We start from the raw sequence: 17329 nt of genomic DNA on the forward strand, positions 1-17329 counted from the left end.
TCCACGCTCAGTCGCCCTCGACGCCCGATCGGGGTCTCACACTGTGCCCCGTTCAGCCCAAGGTGTCTGAACCACACGGATGTAAGTCATCCCCAGTGTGGACAACTGCTGTGGACAACCATGGCTGAGCCCGCCCTGTCGTGGTCGCCCGACCCGGCGGCCGTCGGTGTCGGCTGGGCGCTCGCCGTCGTCGCCGGGATCGCCGCGGCGGTGGTGGACGACGTCCGCGGCAGCGTGCTGCTGGTGGTCGCGGCCGTGCTGCTGGGCGTGCTGGCGCTGTTCGGCACGCTCGCCCGGCCGCGGCTGCGCGCCGACACCGACGGGGTGACCGTGCGGGGGATGCTGAGCAGCCGGAGCTGGCGCTGGGGCGAGGTGAACGCGCGGCTGGTGCGGACCCGGCGGTTCGGGCGCGAGTCCACGGCCGTGGAACTCGACGCCGACAACGCCGAGGCGCCCGCCCTGGTCCTGCTCGGCCGCCTCGACCTGGGCGCCGACCCCGTCGAGGTGGCCGACGCCCTGGTCAGGCTGCGTACATGAGCCAGGGCACATGAGCCAGGGCACGTGAGCTAGGCGCGGATGAAGCAGACCATCGCCGTGGGGTCGGTGCAGAAGACCACCTCGGCGAGCTGGTTCTGGCGCAGCAGGAACATCCCCGCGAGCGCGACCAGCACCAGCACGACGGCCCCGGCCTGCAGGCGGACCCGGTTGGCGGCCGGGGCGTAGACGAACGCGACCGCCAGCGCGGCGCCGACGACGAAGCCGCCGACGTGCCCGAGCAGTGACACGTTCGGGATCGCCCAATAGGTGATGAGCGTGAGCAGCACGACGTAGCCGATGAGCTGTGCCGCGCCCTGCCTCTTCATCCGGATCACGACGACCACCAGCGCGCCGAGCACGCCGTAGACCGCGCCGGAGGCGCCGGCGAGGGCGTTGTCCACCCCGCCGAAGACGTACTCGGCCATCCCGCCACCGATCACCGACAGCAGGTAGATGGCCAGGAAGCGGACCCTGCCGAAAGCGACCTCGACGTCGCGCAGGAACCACAGCGACAGCATGTTGACGGCCACGTGGAACGGCCCGAAGTGCAGGAACCCGGCGGTGAGCAGCCGCCACGGCTCGCCCTCGGTGATCGAGGGGTCGAACCCGACCAGCGCGCGGAAGAACGCCGAGTCGTTGTTCTCCATCGGGCTGCCCGCGAGCACGGCGGTGAGCAGGTAGACCGCGAGGTTGACCGCGATCAGGACGGGGATCAGCAGGACCTTCCCGCCGACCTCCGCGCCCGCCACCGTCGTCGCCCGACGAGTGGTCCTGCGCCCTTCCTGGACGCAGTCCACGCACTGGAAGCCGACCGACGCCTCCACCAGGCACTCCGGGCAGGCGGGCCTGCCGCAGCGCGCGCAGGACAGGCCGGTCGGCCGGTCGCGGTGCCGGGCGCAGACGGGCTGGCCCGTCTGCGCCCCGTGCGGGCTGCTCACGCGGTCAGGAGCGCTCGATGGACACGCGGTTGATCACGATGTCCTCCACCGGCCGGTCCTGGGGACCGGTGGTGGTGCCCGCGATCTTGTCGATGATGGTGCGCGACTCCTGGTCGGCGGCCTCACCGAAGATGGTGTGCTTGAAGTTCAGCCAGGTCGTCGGGCCGACGGTGAGGAAGAACTGCGAGCCGTTGGTGTTCGGCCCCGCGTTCGCCATCGCCAGCAGGTACGGCTTGTTGAACTGCAGCTCCGGGTGGAACTCGTCGGCGAACTTGTAGCCGGGGCCGCCCCGGCCGGTGCCGGTCGGGTCACCGCCCTGCACCATGAAGCCGGAGATCACCCGGTGGAAGATCGACCCGTCGTAGAACGGGCCCGAGGTGCCCTGCTGCGCGTTCGGCTCGGAGTAGGCCTTGGTGCCCTCCGCGAGCCCGACGAAGTTGGCCACCGTCTTGGGGGCGTGGTCGGGGAAGAGGTTCATCCGGATGTCACCCTGCGAGGTGTGCAGGATGGCCGTCACCTTGGTCCCGACGAGCGAATCGTTGCTGTCTGCCACCGCCCCATCGTGCCATCTTCAGCGGGATCGGCCGGTTGGGGGCAGGATTGCCGGGGTACTCACCAGCTACCCGACGAGATCTTGACAAGAGGTGAAGCGATGACCCGGGCCGCAGAGACGGTGGGCAAGGCCGTCGGCACCGGCTGGCGCGCCGTGCGCCAGGGTGCCGCCCAAGCCCGCGTCGCGGGCGCCGAGGCGGCGCACGCGGCTGAGCACAAGCTGGCGGCCAGGGGCCTCGCCCCGCAGCAGGTCGCCGAGGCGTTCGCCGAGTCCGCGCAGGTCGCCCGCGAGGAGCTGCAGGAGACCACGAAGCGGACGCGCAAGCGGCTCGCCGAGACCGCCAAGCACACCCGCAAGGACCTGGCGAAGGCCGCGAAGAAGGCGCGCAAGGACGCGGGCAAGAACAAGACCGTCCGCGGCGCCGTCGACGCGGTGAAGCCCCTGCGCGCGCAGGCCAAGCAGCTCAAGAAGGACCTGAAGCCGCAGATGGCGGCCTACCAGAAGGAACTGCGCTCCCAGCTCAACGCCGCCAAGGCCGCCGCGAAGCAGGCGGCCAAGGAGCAGCGCGGCCCGCGCCGCTGGCCGTGGCTGCTCGCCGCGGTCGCGCTGGCGGCGGGCGCCGCCGTGGTGCTGCGGGGCAAGAAGGCCGACGAGGAGCCGCCCGCTCCCCCGGTGCCGACGCCCCCGCCCGCGCAGTCCGCCCCGGAGCGCAACGGGCACGCCAAACCCGAGCCGCGCGTGTCCGCGGAGAAGAACAACTAGTCACGACCACACGAGGCCGCGTCTCCCGCCGGGGGACGCGGCCTCGTGGCGTCGTTACAGGCCCAGGCTCTCGATAACCGACTCGGTGATCCGCCTGGCCTTGATCGTCTGCTCCTGGTTGCTCGTGACCACGACCGCGGTGCCGCCCTTGGCCACCGCGTAGACCGCGCCGTCGTCCCCGGCGAGCGAGCCGCCCTCCCAGCCCGCGGGCGCGGTGGCGGGGTTGGAGGTGGCCACCGGCGCGGCCTCGTCGACGACGGCCTCGGCCAGCGCGGGCTCCCCGGTGAAGACGCGCACGCTGAGCTGCAGGCTGCCGTCGGAGCGGTAGAAGAAGCACGACGGCGGCTTGCCGTCGGAGATCTTGACCCCGCCGACCCGCTGGCCGTTGGCGTCGGCGACCTCGGCGCTCTCCAGGTACGGGCACTGCCCGTCGGCGCTGGGCTCGGGAGCGGGCGGCGGCGTCCCCGGCGCCTGGGCCGTGGTCGTCCGCGCGGGCGGCGTCGTGGGCTGCGGCTGCGGCGCTGGGTCCTGGGCGGGCGCGGCCGTGCAGGCGGCGAGCGCGATCAAGGGCAGCACGAGGAGGGCTCGGTTCATGGCGGGGCCAGTCAACCAGACCCCGTCGCGTGTGATCCACACCACTCGTTGAACCACTCGTTCGTGTCCAGCATTACTCCATGTGTGGCTTCGGCCACGGAGAAGTGAGGGACCCTGCATCATCCACAGAGAGGGCATAGCGAGATGGTTCTGCTCGACAAGGCGAAACCGCACGTCCAGGAGCTGTTCCGGATCGTCGTCGGACTGCTGTTCACGCTCCACGGCACGGCGACGCTGTTCAGCTTCATGGGATCGCCGAGGTCCGGTTCGGCCCCCGACATCGGCGCCTGGCCGGGCTGGTGGGCCGCGATGATCCAGCTGATCGCCGGCGCGCTGGTGCTCGTCGGCCTGGGCACGCGCATCGCCGCGCTGCTGTGCTCGGGCTCGATGGCCTACGCGTACTTCGTCGCCCACCAGCCGCAAGACCTGTCCCCGCTCACCAACGGCGGTGAGCTCTCGGCCCTGTTCTGCTGGGCCTTCCTCCTGATCGCGGTAGTCGGCCCCGGCCGCTACGCGCTGGACACCGCCATCGCGAAGTACCGCTCCGCCGCCGCCCGAGAATCCGACGACGCATACCTCGCGCCTGCGTGATCTCCCGCGGTGGCCTGCGCCGGGACCAGCGCAGGCCACCGGGGTTCCACGTGGAACACCGCTTCCACGACCGCCGCTCCCACCACCCCGCGGTCCCGCGCTCCCCGGCCGTCCACCCGCCGGGCCCGCTGGTCGACCGCCGCCACCCGGCTAGCGCAGCGCGCGCCGCAGGAAGTCCGCGACCACGGTCCGGTTCCACCCCACCAGCCCGTAGGGGTCCCCCCGGAGCAGCGACTCGGCATCGGTGAACGAGGAGTGCACCGCGTTCGGCGCCGTCAGCGCGCTGTGCGCCCCCGCCGAGCACCGCATCACCGCCCGCCACGACGCCTTCCACCTGCCGCTGCCCACCAGCAGGAACGGTTTGCCCAGCCCGGTGCGCGCCACCTCCAGCAGCTCGCCGGACTCCCCGTCCGCCGCGGCCGTCAGCCCCCCGTCCAGGTTCACCGCGGCGCGCACCCGGGACTCCCGCGCCGCCACCTGCATCGCCGCCGCGCCACCCGCGCCGTGCCCGAGCACCGCCACGCGCCGCAGGTCCATCCGGTACCGCCCGGCGATGTGCGGCAGCTGCCCCACGACGAACCCCAGGTCCGCCACCCGCGCCGCCAGCGCCACCCGCACCGCCCCCGGCGACGCCCCCGCCCCGAACAGCACGCTGCGCTCCACCCGCCCGCCGGGGAACTCCACCCCCGCCGAGTCGTACGGGTGATCCACCGCCACCACCACGAACCCCTGGCTCACCAGGTCGTCGACGACCCCCGCGTTCCACCCCCGCGAGTCCCCCAACCCCGGCGAAAACACCACCACCGGCCAGCACCCGTCCCGCACCGGCACCCCCCGGTACCCGTGCGTCAGCGTCTCGCCCCACGCGAACTCCCCCTCGGCCACGCCGTAGCGCCCCGCCCCTGCCAACTCCCCGAACGCCCCCGCCTCCGCACCCGAGAACTGCCGAACCCGCTCCCCGCGCGCCCACCGCCCCGGATACCGCACATCCACCATCAACTCCCGAAAACCCTTGTCCCCCAACACATCCGCCCGCCCTCGGTCCACCACCCGCAGGGACTCGACCCCCACCGCGAACTCCCCGGTGGTCGCGGGCAGCCCACCTCCACCCTCACTGAACACAGTGGACACATGTGGCTTCTCCATACCTCCCAAGCTAAGCACCCGACCTCCGCCCCGAATCGGGGTCGAACCCTGGAATCTCCCTGGCACCGAACACGACGAAGGCCCAAGCAGCGAGGTTGTCCCGCTGCTTGGACCTTCGTCGTGTTCGTTCAGTTGTGGAGACGAGGGGAATCGAACCCCTAACCCCTGCCTTGCAAAGGCAGTGCTCTGCCAATTGAGCTACGTCCCCTGGCGGACCCGGCGAACGCGCCGGGCCCGGATGCCTACTTGGCGGGCGCGGTGGCCTCTCGCCAGAGGTTGGCCTCCGCCTTCGCCGCGCTCTTGCGGCGGACGACGAACAGCACCCCGCCGACGATGGCGGCCAGCGCGAGAACCTTCTTCACGACCCCTGCCTCCTACACGTATCCGACCGCCCCGAGGGCGCTGCGGTCAGTCTAGCCATCTTCCCGAGCCCCGGATGCGGATGCCCGGAGAACGATGAAGGGCGACCCGGCTCGCGGATCGCCCTTCGTCCCGGGGTGGGCCTAGGAGGACTTGAACCTCCGACCCCTTCGTTATCAGCGAAGTGCTCTAACCGCCTGAGCTATAGGCCCGTGGGAACGAGGGAAAGGTTACAGGAGCGGCCCCTCGTCCCCCAAACCGGGTGGTCACTCGCGTTCGGCGAGGGTGACCTCCAAGCCGCCCGCGAGGTCGGCCGAGACGTTGTAGACGAAAGCACCGACGGTGGCCAGCGCGCTGAACAGGACGATGTTGATGGCGCCGATGATGGCGGCGATGCCGAAGACGCGGCCCGCGCTGATGAGCGGTTCGCCGCCCGCGGCGGTGTTGGCGTTGAGCAGCTCGCTGGAGATGCCGTTGAGCTTGTCCCAGACGCCCATGCCGTCGAGGACGGCGTAGAGGGCGCCGACGGCGACCAGCCAGACGAAGAACAGCGCGACACCGAGGACCAGGGACAGTTTGAGGACCGACCACGGGTCGAAGCGCTTGATCTGGAGGTTGGCGCGGCGGGGGCCGCGGCCGGGCCTGCGCAGGGCGGACGGCGGGGCGCTGGTGGTGGCGCCGAGGCCGCCGAGCGCGCCCGCGCCGAAGCCGGTGCGGACGCCGCTGTCCTGCGAGTCGCCTGCCGGGGGCGTGGTGCCGCCGAACAGGCGCGGGGCCGCGGTGCCGCTGACCACAGGGCGCTGCACCGTCACCGTCGTGGCGTCGGTCTCCGTCGGCCAGCTGGGGGTGGCCTGCGGGGTGTCGCCGTTGCGGGTCAGGTTCTGCGTGGTGCTCTCGGTGGTGTCGTGGCCGGTGTCGCTCGGGTCGGCCGTGACGCGCTGCCAGGGCGGCGGGGTGACCGCCGCGGTCTCGTCTTCACCGGGAGTCCGGTCGCTGGGAGTCCGGTCACTGGGAGCCCGGTCACTGGGAGCCCCGGTGAGGTCGGGGAGCTGACTGGCGGCGATGACCGAGGTCCGCTCCGCGGAGGTCTCCTGCCCGGTCTCTTCCGGCTTGTCGGGTGTGGTCACCTGCGAAATCCCTACGTCTCGCTGCCCGCGTCGCCAGGCGACTCGGCAGTCGGGTTCTCCGGCGCGGCCGCGGTCGCGCCACTGTCGGGCGCGTCGGCGCCCGTGCTCTCGCCGTCGACGACCTCGGCGTCGATCACCTCGGCGTCGATCACCTCGTCGAGGTCTTCGGCGCTGCGGGCGATGGCCACCAGCTCGGTGCCCTCGCCCAGGTTCATCAGGCGCACGCCCTTCGTCTGGCGGCCCGCCTTGCGCACCTCGCGGGCCTTGGTCCGGATGACCCCGCCCGCCGAGGTGATGGCGAAGACCTCATCGCTCTCGTCCACGATGAGCGCCCCCACCAGCCTGCCACGGCGGTCGTCGTACTGGATGGTGAGCACGCCCTTGCCTCCCCGGCCCTGCGCCGAGTAGTCGTCCATCGGCGTTCGCTTGGCGTACCCGCCCTTGGTGGCGACCAAAACGAACGTGTCGTCGCGCACGACACCGAGGGTGAGCAGCTTGTCATCGTCGCGGAACCGCATGCCGGTGACGCCGGAGGTGGCGCGGCCCATGGGGCGCAGCGCGTCGTCGTCGGCGTGGAAGCGGATGGACTGCCCGCCCGCGGAGATGAGCAGCAGGTCGTCGTCGGCGGCGCAGAGCACCGCGCCGACCAGTTCGTCGCCGTCACGCAGGTTGATACCGATCAGACCGCCGGATCGGTTGCTGTCGAAGTCGGCCAGGCGCGACTTCTTCACCAGGCCCGCGCGCGTGCCCAGCACCAGGTACGGCGCGACCTGGTAGTCCTTGATCTGGATGACCTGGGCGATGTGCTCCTCGGGCTGGAAGGCGAGCAGGTTGGCCACGTGCTGGCCGCGCGCGTTGCGGTTGGCCTCGGGCAGCTCGTAGGCCTTCGCGCGGTAGACGCGGCCCTGGTTGGTGAAGAACAGGATCCAGTCGTGGGTGGAGCACACGAAGAAGTGCGCCACGATGTCGTCCTGCTTGAGCGCCGCGCCCTGCACGCCCTTGCCGCCGCGCTTCTGCGCCCGGTACAGGTCGGTCTTGGTGCGCTTGGCGTACCCGGTGCGGGTGATGGTGACGACGACGTCCTCGACGGCGATGAGGTCCTCGACGGAGACCTCGCCGTCGAAGGGCACGATCCGGGTGCGCCGGTCGTCGCCGTGCTTGTCGACGATCTCCAGCAGCTCCTCGCGCACGATCTGGCGCTGGCGCTCCTCGCTGGCCAGGATCGCGTTCAGCTCGCCGATGTAGCGCTCGATCTCGCCCAGCTCATCGATGATGCGCTGGCGCTCCAGGGCGGCGAGCCTGCGCAGCTGCAGCTCCAGGATCGCCGTCGCCTGGATCTCATCGACCTCCAGCAGCCCCATCAGCCCGGTGCGGGCCTCGTCGGCCGACGGTGAGCGGCGGATGAGGGCGATGACTTCGTCCAGCTGGTCAAGCGCCTTGTGGTAGCCGCGCAGGATGTGCGCGCGCTCCTCGGCCTTGCGCAGCCGGTAGCGGGTGCGCCGGACGATGACCTCGACCTGGTGCTTCACGTAGTGGCGCACGATCTGGTCCAGGCGCAGCGTGCGCGGCACGCCGTCGACCAGGGCCAGCATGTTGACGCCGAAGGAGTGCTGAAGCTGGGTGTGCTTGTACAGGTTGTTCAGCACGACCTTGGCGACCGCGTCGCGCTTGAGGCCGATGACGATGCGCATGCCGGAGCGGCGGTTGGACTCGTCGGCGATCTCGGAGATGCCGGTGAGCTTGGCGTCGCGCACCAGCTGCGCCATGTTCTCGATGAGGTTGTCCGGGTTGACCTGGTAGGGCAGCTCGGTGACGACGAGGATGGTGCGCCCCTTGGCGTCCTCCTCGACCTCGACCACCGCGCGCATGCGCACCGAGCCGCGCCCGGTCCGGTAGGCCTCCTCGATGCCCGAGGTGCCCAGGATGAGCCCGTGGGTCGGGAAGTCCGGGCCCTTGACCCGCAGCATGAGCGCGGCGAGGGTCTCGTCGTCGTCGGCATCGGGGTTGTCCAGCGCCCAGACGACGCCGTCGGCGACCTCGCGCAGGTTGTGCGGCGGGATGTTGGTCGCCATGCCGACCGCGATGCCGGAGCCGCCGTTGACCAGCAGGTTCGGGATGCGGGCAGGCAGGACCCTCGGCTCTTCGGTCTTGCCGTCGTAGTTCGGCGCGAAGTCGACGGTGTCCTCGCCGATGTCGCGCAGCATGTCCATGGCCAGCGGCATGAGCTTGGCCTCGGTGTAGCGCATGGCCGCCGCGGGGTCGTTGCCCGGCGAGCCGAAGTTGCCCTGGCCGTCGACCAGCGGGTAGCGCATGGACCACGGCTGGGCCAGGCGCACGAGAGTGTCGTAGATCGACGAGTCGCCGTGCGGGTGGTAGTTGCCCATGACGTCGCCGACGACGCGCGAGCACTTGACGTAGCTGCGGTCCGGGCGCAGGCCGGTGTCGTACATCGAGTAGAGGACGCGGCGGTGCACCGGCTTGAGGCCGTCGCGGACGTCGGGCAGGGCGCGCGAGACGATCACGCTCATCGCGTAGTCGATGTAGCTGCTCTGCATCTGCTGCTGGATGTCGACCGGCTCGATCCGGTCGCCAGGCGGCAGGGTTTCGGTCACGACTGCGGGGTCCCTTCGAGCAGAGGTGCTGCGGCCTGCGGGTTACACATCGAGGAAGCGCACATCCTTGGCGTTGCGGGTGATGAACGAGCGGCGGGCCTCGACGTCCTCGCCCATGAGGACGCTGAACAGCTCGTCGGCCTGGGCGGCGTCCTCCAGGTTGACCCGCAGGAACAGCCGGTTGGCCGGGTCCATCGTGGTCTCCCACAGCTCCTCGGCGTTCATCTCGCCGAGGCCCTTGTAGCGCTGGATGCCGTCTTCCTTGTTGATCTTCTTGCCGCCCGCGAGACCGGTCTCCATCAGGCCGTCGCGCTCGGCGTCGGAGTAGGCGTACTCCGGATCGGTCCGCTGCCACTTGATCTTGTACAGCGGCGGCTGCGACAGGTACACGTGGCCGTGCTCGATCAGCGGGCGCATGAAGCGGAACAGCAGGGTGAGCAGCAGCGTGGTGATGTGCTTGCCGTCGACGTCGGCGTCGGCCATCAGCACGATCTTGTGGTAGCGCAGCTTCGAGAGGTCGAAGTCCTCCTGGATGCCCGTGCCCAGCGCCGTGATCAGGCTCTGCACCTCGGTGTTCTTGAGCACCCGGTCGATGCGCGCCTTCTCCACGTTGATGATCTTGCCGCGGATCGGCAGGATCGCCTGGAAGGCCGAGTCGCGGCCCTCCTTGGCCGAGCCGCCCGCCGAGTCGCCCTCGACGATGTAGAGCTCGCACTCCTCGGGGTTGGTGGAGCGGCAGTCGCGCAGCTTGCCGGGCAGGCCGCCGATGTCCAGCGCGCCCTTGCGGCGGACCAGCTCGCGGGCCTTGCGCGCGGCCAGGCGGGCCTGGGCCGAGGAGACCGCCTTGGTGACGATCATCTTGGCCTCGGTGGGGTTGCGCTCGAACCAGTCGGCCAGCCACTCGTTGCAGGTGGCCTGCACGAAGGTCTTGGCCTCGCTGTTGCCCAGCTTCTGCTTGGTCTGGCCCTCGAACTGCGGCTCGGCCAGCTTCACCGACACGATCGCGGCCAGGCCCTCGCGGACGTCGTCGCCGCCGAGGTTGGTGTCCTTCTCCTTGAGCAGCTTCTTCTCGCGCGCGAAGAGGTTGACCACCCGGGTCAGCGCGGCGCGGAAGCCCTCCTCGTGGGTACCGCCCTCGGGGGTGTTGATCGTGTTGGCGAAGGTGTGCACCGACTCGCTGTAGCCGGTGTTCCACTGCATCGCGACCTCGACCTGGATGCCCTTGTCCTTGTCCTCGGCCTCGAAGGCGATGACGTTGCGGTGCAGGGCCTCGCGCGCGTGGTTGATGTGGCGGACGAAGTCCTCCAGGCCGCCCGGGTAGTGGAACGTGCGCTCCTTGACCCCGGCCGCCTGGCCCGCCGCGTCGACCTCGGCGTCCTCGTCGGAGACGCGCTCGTCGCGCAGGGTGATCGTCAGGCCCTTGTTCAGGAAGGCCATCTCCTGCAGGCGGCGCGCGACCGTCTCGGCGTTGAAGGTGGTGGTCTCGAAGATCGTGCCGTCGGGCACGAAGGTGATCGAGGTGCCGGTGTCGTCGGTCTCCTCGCCCTTGACCACCGGGCCGACCGGCTCGGAGTCGCGGTACTCCTGGCGCCAGACGTGGCCCTGGCGCTTGATCTCGGCGTGCAGCGAGGTGGACAGCGCGTTGACCACCGAGATGCCGACGCCGTGCAGGCCGCCGGAGACGGCGTAGCTGTCGGAGTCGAACTTGCCGCCCGCGTGCAGGACGGTCATGACGACCTCCAGCGCGGACCGCTTCTCCTCGGGGTGCTCGTCCACCGGGATGCCGCGGCCGTCGTCCACGACGCGCACCCCGCCGCCGGAGAGCAGCGAGACCTCCACCTTGGTGGCGTGGCCCGCCATCGCCTCGTCGACGGAGTTGTCCACGACCTCCCAGATCAGGTGGTGCAGACCGGGCTCGGCGGTGGAGCCGATGTACATGCCGGGGCGCAGTCGGACGGCTTCCAGCCCCTTGAGGACCCCGATAGACCCGGCACCATAGGTGTTGTCCTGCTTCTCAGCTGCCACGTGACCGGGTTCTCCTCGCGATCGGGTCTGTCTGCTCGGCGGGGGCCGTTGACCGGTCCTGCGCGCGCCTGGTGCACATACTACTGGTGCGGTCGCTCAGAAGCGGGCCAAGGACCCGTCTGACTCGCTCACAGAACGACGGATCGGAAGTGTCGCGGGTCAGGACGCCCGACAGAGCCGTTCGAGCCGCGATTTTCAGCCGTAGGTATCGCGGGGTCCACGACCCGGAACGTGCCGGGGGCCGTGCCGCCAGCTCGGCGCGCTCGGACCCTGGACCTTGAGCTTCGTGACCACTCCCGGTCCGACCCCGGCGGCGATGTGGCCGAGCAGCTGGCGCTGGAGCAACCGCAGCTGCGTGGCCCAGGCGGTGCTGTCGGCCTGGACCGTCAGCTCCCCGTCCTTGAGGGCCAGCGGCTTGGCGTGCTCGGCGACGTCGGCGCCCACCAGCGCCGCCCACCTGCCGAACACCCGACCGCCCGCGAGGTGGTCGGACCAGCCGCGGTCGGCGGCCATCCTGGAGGCCAGTCTGCCCAACGTCTGCGGATCGCGCTCGTCGGAACCCGCGCCCGACCAGCGGCGACGCCTGCGGGAGCCGGTCGCTGTTCCACGTGGAACAGCGCGCTTGGGCCGGGCCTTGGCCTGCTGGCGGGCCGCCTCCAGGGCGGCGCGGGCGAGGTCGGAGCCGCGCAACGGCTCGTCACCGTGCGTCGTGGTCCCACTCTGCGGTGTGGATGGCCCACCCGATCGAGGTGCGCCGGTTACGCCGAACGCCCGCTCGGTGCGGAGTTTATCCACACTATCCACAGGGTTGTCCCCAGATGTGGGGTCTTTGGCGCGGGCAGCGGTCACCCCTTGTGGTGCCTGCTTAGGCCGATCGAGTTCCCCGCCGAACAGGTCATCGGACACGGCGCACCTCCCCGTCGGCCACGCTGTAGCGGGCGCCCGCCAGCTCGGCGGGCACGTCCTCGGCGACGGCGGCGGTGACCAGCACCTGCTCGGCCCGCACCGCCGTCTCGGCGAGCCGCTCGCGGCGAAGCCGGTCCAGCTCGGCGAAGACGTCATCCAGGACCAGGACAGGCTCGCTGCCCTCGGCACGCAGCAGCTCGTAGGAGCCTAGGCGCAGGGCGAGCGCGAACGACCAGGACTCGCCGTGGCTGGCGTAGCCCTTCGCCGGCAACTCGCCGAGCCGCAGCTCCAGCTCGTCGCGGTGCGGCCCGACCAGGCTCACCCCCCGCTCCAGCTCCTGATCGCGGCGCTCGGCGAGCCCGGCGAGCAGCGCCTCGGACACCGCGGTCACGTCGGCGGGCACGTCGACGCCGTAGCCGCCGGGCAGCTCGACCCCGGCGCGGTAGGCGATGCGCGCCGGCGCGGACTCGGGAGCGACCGAGGCGTAGGCCGCGGCCACCTCCGGGCGCAGACCCGCCACCAGGTCGAGCCTGCCCGCCAGCAGCTGCGCGCCGTGCGCGGCGAGGTGGCCGTCCCACACGTCCAGCGTGGAGAGCGCGTCCGGGTCGGCGCGGCGGGAGCGGCGGTTGACCGCGGCGCTCTTGAGCAGGGCGTTGCGCTGCTTGAGCACCTTGTCGTAGTCCGCGCGCACCCCGGCGTAGCGGGGGGCGCGCTGCACGAGCAGGTCGTCCAGGAACTTGCGCCGCTCGCCGGGGTCGCCGCGCACGAGCGCCAGGTCCTCGGGCGCGAACAGCACCGTGCGCAGGATGCCGAGCACGTCGCGCGGCCGCCCGACCGAGCCCCGGTTGATCCGCGCCCGGTTGGCCTTGCCCGGGGTGATCTCCAGCTCGACGGTCAGCTCGCGGGCCTCGTTGACCACCGCGAGCCGCACGATGGCCCGCGGCGCGCCGCTGCGCACCAGCGGGGCGTCGGCGGCGACCCGGTGGGAGGCCAGGGTCGCCACGTAGCCGACCGCCTCGACCAGGTTCGTCTTGCCCTGCCCGTTGCGCCCGACCAGCACCGAGGGCCCCGGCTCCAGCTCCAGGTCGGCGTGCTCCCAGGAGCGGAAGTCGGTGACCTGCAAGTGCCGGACGTGCATCTTCTCTGCGTCTCGTGGGGGGCTGGTCTGTGTGTGTCGGCGTCTGGCCTGTGTCCGGCTTAGGTCTCGCCGGATCCGGAGGTCGGGCCCGCCTTGTGCACCGCGTGCCCGCCGAACTGGTTGCGCAGCGCGGACACGGCCTTCATCGCGGGCGAGTCGTCCTGGCGGGAGGCGAAGCGGGCGAACAGCGCCGCGGAGATCACCGGGGCGGGCACCGAGTGGCGCACCGCCTCCTCGACGGTCCAGCGGCCCTCGCCGGAGTCCTCGACGTAGCCGCTGATCTGGCTCAGCCCCGGGTCCTCGTCCAGCGCCTTGACCAGCAGGTCCAGCAGCCAGGACCGCACCACGGTGCCCCGGGTCCACGCCTTGAGCACGCCGCGCTCGTCGGTGACCTCGCTCGCGGCGGCCAGCAGCTCGTAGCCCTCGGCGTAGGCCTGCATCAGCCCGTACTCGATGCCGTTGTGGACCATCTTCGCGTAGTGGCCCGCGCCGGTGGCCCCGGCGTGCACGAAGCCCTCCTCGCGGTCGCCCTCGGGGCGCAGCGAGTCGAAGATCGGCATCGCGCGCTCGACGAACTTCTCGTCGCCGCCGACCATCAGGCCGTAGCCGTTCTCCCGGCCCCACACCCCGCCGGACACGCCGACGTCGAGGTAGCCGACGCCGGAAGTGGCCAGCAGGTCGGCGTTGCCGCGGTCGTCGGTGTAGCGGGAGTTGCCGCCGTCGATGACGAGGTCGTCGGTGTCCAGCAGGTCGCCCAGCTCGGCCACGACCGTCCTGGTGACCTGGCCCGCGGGCACCATCACCCAGACGGTGCGCGGCGCGGCCAGCTTGCCGACCATGTCGGCCAGCGACTCGGAGTCGCTGACCTCGGCGTTGCGGTCGTAGCCGATGACCTCGTGCCCGGCGGCGCGCAGCCGCTCGCGCATGTTGAAGCCCATCTTGCCCAGGCCGACGAGTCCGAGCTGCACGGTGATCCTCTCGCTTCGGGCCGGTCTAGCCGGGCAGGCGGACCGGCATCAGCAGGTACAGGTACCCGGGGGTGACCTGACCATCCTCGCCGACGGGCTTGATCAGCGCCGGACGGTTCGGCGTGGTGAACGACAGCTCGGCGCGGTCGGCGTGCAGCGCGGCGAGGCCGTCCTGCAGGTAGGCCGGGTTGAAGGCGATCGTCACCGGGTCGCCGGTGTACTCCACCGGCAGCTCCTCCTCCGCGCTGCCCTCGTCGTCGCCGCCCGCGGTCAGGCGCAGGCCGCCGTCGGCGAACTCCAGCCGGACCTGGGTGCCGCGCTCGGCGACCAGCGACACGCGCTTGATCGCCTCGACCAGCGGGGCGACGGTGATGATCGCCGCGGAGCTCTGCTCGCTGGGCAGCAGCTGCCGGTAGCGGGGGAACTCGGCGTCGAGCAGGCGGGTGGTGGCGCGGCGGCCGGAGCCGGAGAGGCCGAGCAGGCCGTCGCCGGAGGACAGCGCCAGCTCGACGGTGCGCCCGGAGGTGCCCAGCGCCTTCGCGGCGTCGGCCAGCGTGCGGGCCGGGACCAGGACGGCGGCGTCCTCGACGTCGCCGGAGGGCTTCCAGTCGAACTCGCGCATGGCCAGGCGGAAGCGGTCGGTGGCCACGAGGGTCAGCTTCTCGCCGGTGATCTCGACGCGGACGCCGGTCAGCATCGGCAGGGTGTCGTCCTTGCCCGCGGCGATGGCGACCTGGCTGACGGCCTGGCCGAAGACCTCGCCCGCGGCCTCACCGGCGTGCTGGGGCATGGCGGGCAGGGACGGGTAGTCCTCGACCGGCATGGTGGGCAGCGAGAACTTGGCGCTGCCGCAGGTGATGGTCACCCGCGCGCCGTCGACGGAGATCTCCACCGGCTGGGCGGGCAGCGCCTTGGTGATGTCGGCCAGCAGGCGCCCGGACACCAGCGTGCGACCCTCGTCGGCGATGGTGGCCGCGACGTTGACCGTGGCGGAGACCTCGTAGTCGAAGCCGGAGACCGTCAGCCCGTCGGTGCCGTCGGCCGAGGACGCGTCCAGCAGGACGCCGCCGAGGACCGGGACCGGGGGCCGGGACGGAAGGCTGCGCGCCACCCAGGCGACAGCGTCGGCGAGGCTGTCGCGCTCGACGCGGATCTTCATGAGAAGTCCTTTCCACCGCCCGTGCCGCCTCCCCCACGCCGGGGGCGTGGGCCGGGGCGGGCTGTCCACGCTGTAGGGCCCAACCGTAGAGCGTTCGGGCCCGGGGCGTCATCCCGGGCCGGTCGTGCCGGACCCCCTCGCCGAGGGCGCTGTCCCCAGATCCACAGCTGGCTTATTTCTTCTTTTTCTTCTTGTGGAGAAGAGAAGAGAACAGCAGTAGTAGTAAGCGTTGTGGATCGTGTGGACAACGCCCGTCCGCCCAGGTCAGCACCCGCCCATCGATGTGGACGACCGGTGTGTGCCGCCGGTGGACAACTCGGCCCTCCCGTGGACAACTCCGGCCTGTGCACGAACGCTCCACAGGAGCGCCGGGTTGTCCACAGCGCCATCCCCAGATGTGGGCCGAGTAGCCAACAGGCCGGCGCACCGCCACCCACAGGGCTGTGGATGGCCGAACTCCCCCATACCGGTGACGCAGATCTCCGCCCGGCCACCCGGTCGGGGCATCCACGGCCGCAATAAAGCCCGGCGACGCACGCCGGGCCATCGAGTGAAGCTATGGGCAACTGTGATTGTTCCGCCCGCGTCGGGTCACCGCATAGTGACGGTGCGCCTCGCGCAACCCTGCGCGCGAGGCCAACCCTGCAGATGGAAGGAGAAGCCGGCATGCGGCTTCGCAACATCGTGGCGACCGCCGTCGCGGCGGCGGTCTGTACCGGCGGGCTGATCGCGCTTACCGGATCGGCCCAGGCAGCACCCCCCAGCTCCACCCCCGGCGAGGTCCAGCCGTACATCATCGGTGGCTCTCCCGCCTCGGAGAACTACCCCTTCTACACCAAGCTCCTGGCCAACGGGCAGTTCGGCTGCGGCGGCTCGCTCATCGCCCCGCTGTGGGTGGCCACCGCGCAGCACTGCATCAGCGGCGTGACCTCGGTGCGCATCGGCGGCACCACCCTGGGCGCGGGCGAGACCCGCAGCGTCGTCCAGCGCATCGCGGGCCCGAGCGGGCTGGACTTCGCGCTGCTCAAGCTCGGCAGCGCCTCCACCCAGACCCCGATCCCGATCACCGACTCGGCGCTCGGCACCGGGTCGGCGGTGCGGATCATGGGGCACGGCCAGACCTGCCCGACCCGCGGCTGCGGCAGCGCCCCGAACCAGCTCATGCAGCTCGACACCACCCTGGTCACCGGCTGTACGGCGAACTTCCAGCCCAACTACGAGCTGTGCGTCGGCGACCAGACCGCCCGCGGCGCCTGCTACGGCGACTCGGGCGGCCCCCTGGTCGTGCGGGTGAACAACCGCTGGGAGCTCGGCGGCGCCACCAGCCGCGCCGGCCGCGGCCAGCCGACCTGCGCCGAGGCGCCGTCGATCTACATGAAGGTCCCGGCCTTCAAGTCCTGGATCGAGGGCTACACCGGTGACCTCGACAACCCGGGCCCCGGCCCGGACCCGGAGCCCGGCAACTGCTCCAAGACGACCTACAACGGCTCGCTGAACAGCGGCGCGTCGGTGATCCAGCCGAACGGCAGCTACTACCAGTCCACCACCTCGGGTGTGCACCGCGGCTGCCTCACCGGCCCGTCCGGCGCGGACTTCGACCTCTACCTGCAGAAGTGGAACGGCTCCACCTGGGCGAACGTCAAGTCGGGCACCACCCCCGCCGCCGACGAGCAGGTCGAGTACAGCGGCACGGCGGGCTACTACCGCTGGCAGGTGCTGTCCTACCGCGGCGCGGGCAGCTACACCCTGAAGGTCGACAACCCCTCGTAATCCTCGCGAACCCTTCGCGACCCTCGCGAACCCTTCGCGACAGCGGGCAGGCGGCCCCTGAGCAGATGGACGGATCTGCTCAGGGGCCGTCCCCATCCCTGGGGACGGCGGCGACCCACAGGTGTGCACAGCCGCTTGTCCAC

At 71.3% G+C, this 17329-nt stretch carries 15 protein-coding genes, 2 tRNA genes and 1 pseudogene; 4 read left to right on the forward strand and 14 right to left on the reverse strand.

The window, feature by feature from the left end:
* Positions 1 to 120: 120 nt before the first annotated feature.
* Positions 121 to 537 carry a PH domain-containing protein gene (locus ACFPM7_RS00460; RefSeq protein WP_378242515.1) on the forward strand — a complete coding sequence of 139 codons (417 nt, stop codon included), beginning with the start codon at positions 121 to 123 and terminating at the stop codon, positions 535 to 537.
* 29 nt (positions 538 to 566) lie between these two features.
* Here the strand turns inward: ACFPM7_RS00460 and ACFPM7_RS00465 are convergent, their stop codons facing one another.
* Both ACFPM7_RS00465 and ACFPM7_RS00470 read right to left on the reverse strand, forming a co-directional pair.
* Complete coding sequence (locus tag ACFPM7_RS00465) at positions 567 to 1475, reverse strand: rhomboid family intramembrane serine protease (protein WP_378242517.1); 909 nt, start codon at positions 1473 to 1475, stop codon at positions 567 to 569.
* A gap of 4 nt (positions 1476 to 1479) precedes the next feature.
* Positions 1480 to 2028 carry a peptidylprolyl isomerase gene (locus tag ACFPM7_RS00470; RefSeq protein ID WP_378242520.1) on the reverse strand — a complete coding sequence of 183 codons (549 nt, stop codon included), beginning with the start codon at positions 2026 to 2028 and terminating at the stop codon, positions 1480 to 1482.
* A 99-nt stretch (positions 2029 to 2127) separates the two neighbouring features.
* On the opposite strand from ACFPM7_RS00470, the gene ACFPM7_RS00475 reads away from it, so the two are divergent.
* Positions 2128 to 2790 (forward strand): hypothetical protein, encoded by a 663-nt coding sequence (locus tag ACFPM7_RS00475; protein WP_378242522.1) that lies wholly within the window; start codon positions 2128 to 2130, stop codon positions 2788 to 2790.
* Positions 2791 to 2844: 54 nt separating this feature from the next.
* Here the strand turns inward: ACFPM7_RS00475 and ACFPM7_RS00480 are convergent, their stop codons facing one another.
* Positions 2845 to 3384: a DUF2020 domain-containing protein gene (locus tag ACFPM7_RS00480; RefSeq protein WP_378242524.1), complete on the reverse strand. Its 540-nt coding sequence runs from the start codon at positions 3382 to 3384 to the stop codon at positions 2845 to 2847.
* Between the two features lie 144 nt (positions 3385 to 3528).
* On the opposite strand from ACFPM7_RS00480, the gene ACFPM7_RS00485 reads away from it, so the two are divergent.
* A complete protein-coding gene (locus ACFPM7_RS00485) occupies positions 3529 to 3975 on the forward strand; it encodes a DoxX family protein (RefSeq protein ID WP_378242526.1) in 447 nt (148 codons plus the stop codon).
* A 150-nt stretch (positions 3976 to 4125) separates the two neighbouring features.
* Here the strand turns inward: ACFPM7_RS00485 and ACFPM7_RS00490 are convergent, their stop codons facing one another.
* The 11 genes and pseudogenes from ACFPM7_RS00490 to dnaN form a co-directional block, all read right to left on the reverse strand.
* A complete protein-coding gene (locus ACFPM7_RS00490; protein ID WP_378242528.1) occupies positions 4126 to 5121 on the reverse strand; it encodes an alpha/beta hydrolase in 996 nt (331 codons plus the stop codon).
* Between the two features lie 135 nt (positions 5122 to 5256).
* Positions 5257 to 5329, reverse strand: a tRNA-Ala gene (locus ACFPM7_RS00495).
* A 37-nt stretch (positions 5330 to 5366) separates the two neighbouring features.
* Positions 5367 to 5483: pseudogene (locus ACFPM7_RS00500) on the reverse strand (DLW-39 family protein); the annotation flags it as partial.
* A gap of 136 nt (positions 5484 to 5619) precedes the next feature.
* Positions 5620 to 5693: transfer RNA gene (locus ACFPM7_RS00505), tRNA-Ile, on the reverse strand.
* A 54-nt stretch (positions 5694 to 5747) separates the two neighbouring features.
* The gene (locus ACFPM7_RS00510) at positions 5748 to 6608 is read right to left on the reverse strand and encodes a DUF3566 domain-containing protein (protein ID WP_378242530.1); all 861 of its coding nucleotides are present in this window, start codon (positions 6606 to 6608) and stop codon (positions 5748 to 5750) included.
* 11 nt (positions 6609 to 6619) lie between these two features.
* Complete coding sequence (gene gyrA / locus ACFPM7_RS00515) at positions 6620 to 9220, reverse strand: DNA gyrase subunit A (RefSeq protein ID WP_378242532.1); 2601 nt, start codon at positions 9218 to 9220, stop codon at positions 6620 to 6622.
* 42 nt (positions 9221 to 9262) lie between these two features.
* Complete coding sequence (gene gyrB, locus ACFPM7_RS00520) at positions 9263 to 11245, reverse strand: DNA topoisomerase (ATP-hydrolyzing) subunit B (RefSeq protein WP_378242534.1); 1983 nt, start codon at positions 11243 to 11245, stop codon at positions 9263 to 9265.
* 195 nt (positions 11246 to 11440) lie between these two features.
* Positions 11441 to 11935: a DciA family protein gene (locus tag ACFPM7_RS00525; RefSeq protein ID WP_378242536.1), complete on the reverse strand. Its 495-nt coding sequence runs from the start codon at positions 11933 to 11935 to the stop codon at positions 11441 to 11443.
* A 205-nt stretch (positions 11936 to 12140) separates the two neighbouring features.
* Complete coding sequence (recF, locus tag ACFPM7_RS00530; protein ID WP_378242538.1) at positions 12141 to 13289, reverse strand: DNA replication/repair protein RecF; 1149 nt, start codon at positions 13287 to 13289, stop codon at positions 12141 to 12143.
* Between the two features lie 59 nt (positions 13290 to 13348).
* Positions 13349 to 14257, reverse strand: a complete 909-nt coding sequence (gene gnd, locus ACFPM7_RS00535; RefSeq protein WP_378242540.1) for a phosphogluconate dehydrogenase (NAD(+)-dependent, decarboxylating) — start codon at positions 14255 to 14257, stop codon at positions 13349 to 13351.
* A gap of 25 nt (positions 14258 to 14282) precedes the next feature.
* Positions 14283 to 15416 carry a DNA polymerase III subunit beta gene (gene dnaN / locus ACFPM7_RS00540; RefSeq protein ID WP_378242542.1) on the reverse strand — a complete coding sequence of 378 codons (1134 nt, stop codon included), beginning with the start codon at positions 15414 to 15416 and terminating at the stop codon, positions 14283 to 14285.
* Between the two features lie 666 nt (positions 15417 to 16082).
* Here dnaN and ACFPM7_RS00545 point away from each other — a divergent pair.
* Positions 16083 to 17186, forward strand: a complete 1104-nt coding sequence (locus tag ACFPM7_RS00545; RefSeq protein ID WP_378242544.1) for a S1 family peptidase — start codon at positions 16083 to 16085, stop codon at positions 17184 to 17186.
* The last annotated feature ends 143 nt before the right edge of the window (positions 17187 to 17329 follow it).

It is taken from the genome of Actinokineospora guangxiensis (assembly GCF_042657845.1).
GTDB lineage: Bacteria > Actinomycetota > Actinomycetes > Mycobacteriales > Pseudonocardiaceae > Actinokineospora > Actinokineospora guangxiensis.

What these genes read in the sequence shown, in the direction of transcription:
- ACFPM7_RS00460 (WP_378242515.1), top strand. Translation starts at nt 121, where the DNA reads ATGGCTGAGCCCGCCCTGTCGTGGTCGCCCGACCCGGCGGCCGTCGGT.
- ACFPM7_RS00475 (WP_378242522.1), top strand. Translation starts at nt 2,128, where the DNA reads ATGACCCGGGCCGCAGAGACGGTGGGCAAGGCCGTCGGCACCGGCTGG.
- ACFPM7_RS00480 (WP_378242524.1), bottom strand. Translation starts at nt 3,384, where the DNA reads ATGAACCGAGCCCTCCTCGTGCTGCCCTTGATCGCGCTCGCCGCCTGC.
- ACFPM7_RS00485 (WP_378242526.1), top strand. Translation starts at nt 3,529, where the DNA reads ATGGTTCTGCTCGACAAGGCGAAACCGCACGTCCAGGAGCTGTTCCGG.
- ACFPM7_RS00490 (WP_378242528.1), bottom strand. Translation starts at nt 5,121, where the DNA reads ATGGAGAAGCCACATGTGTCCACTGTGTTCAGTGAGGGTGGAGGTGGG.
- recF (WP_378242538.1), bottom strand. Translation starts at nt 13,289, where the DNA reads ATGCACGTCCGGCACTTGCAGGTCACCGACTTCCGCTCCTGGGAGCAC.
- dnaN (WP_378242542.1), bottom strand. Translation starts at nt 15,416, where the DNA reads ATGAAGATCCGCGTCGAGCGCGACAGCCTCGCCGACGCTGTCGCCTGG.
- ACFPM7_RS00545 (WP_378242544.1), top strand. Translation starts at nt 16,083, where the DNA reads ATGCGGCTTCGCAACATCGTGGCGACCGCCGTCGCGGCGGCGGTCTGT.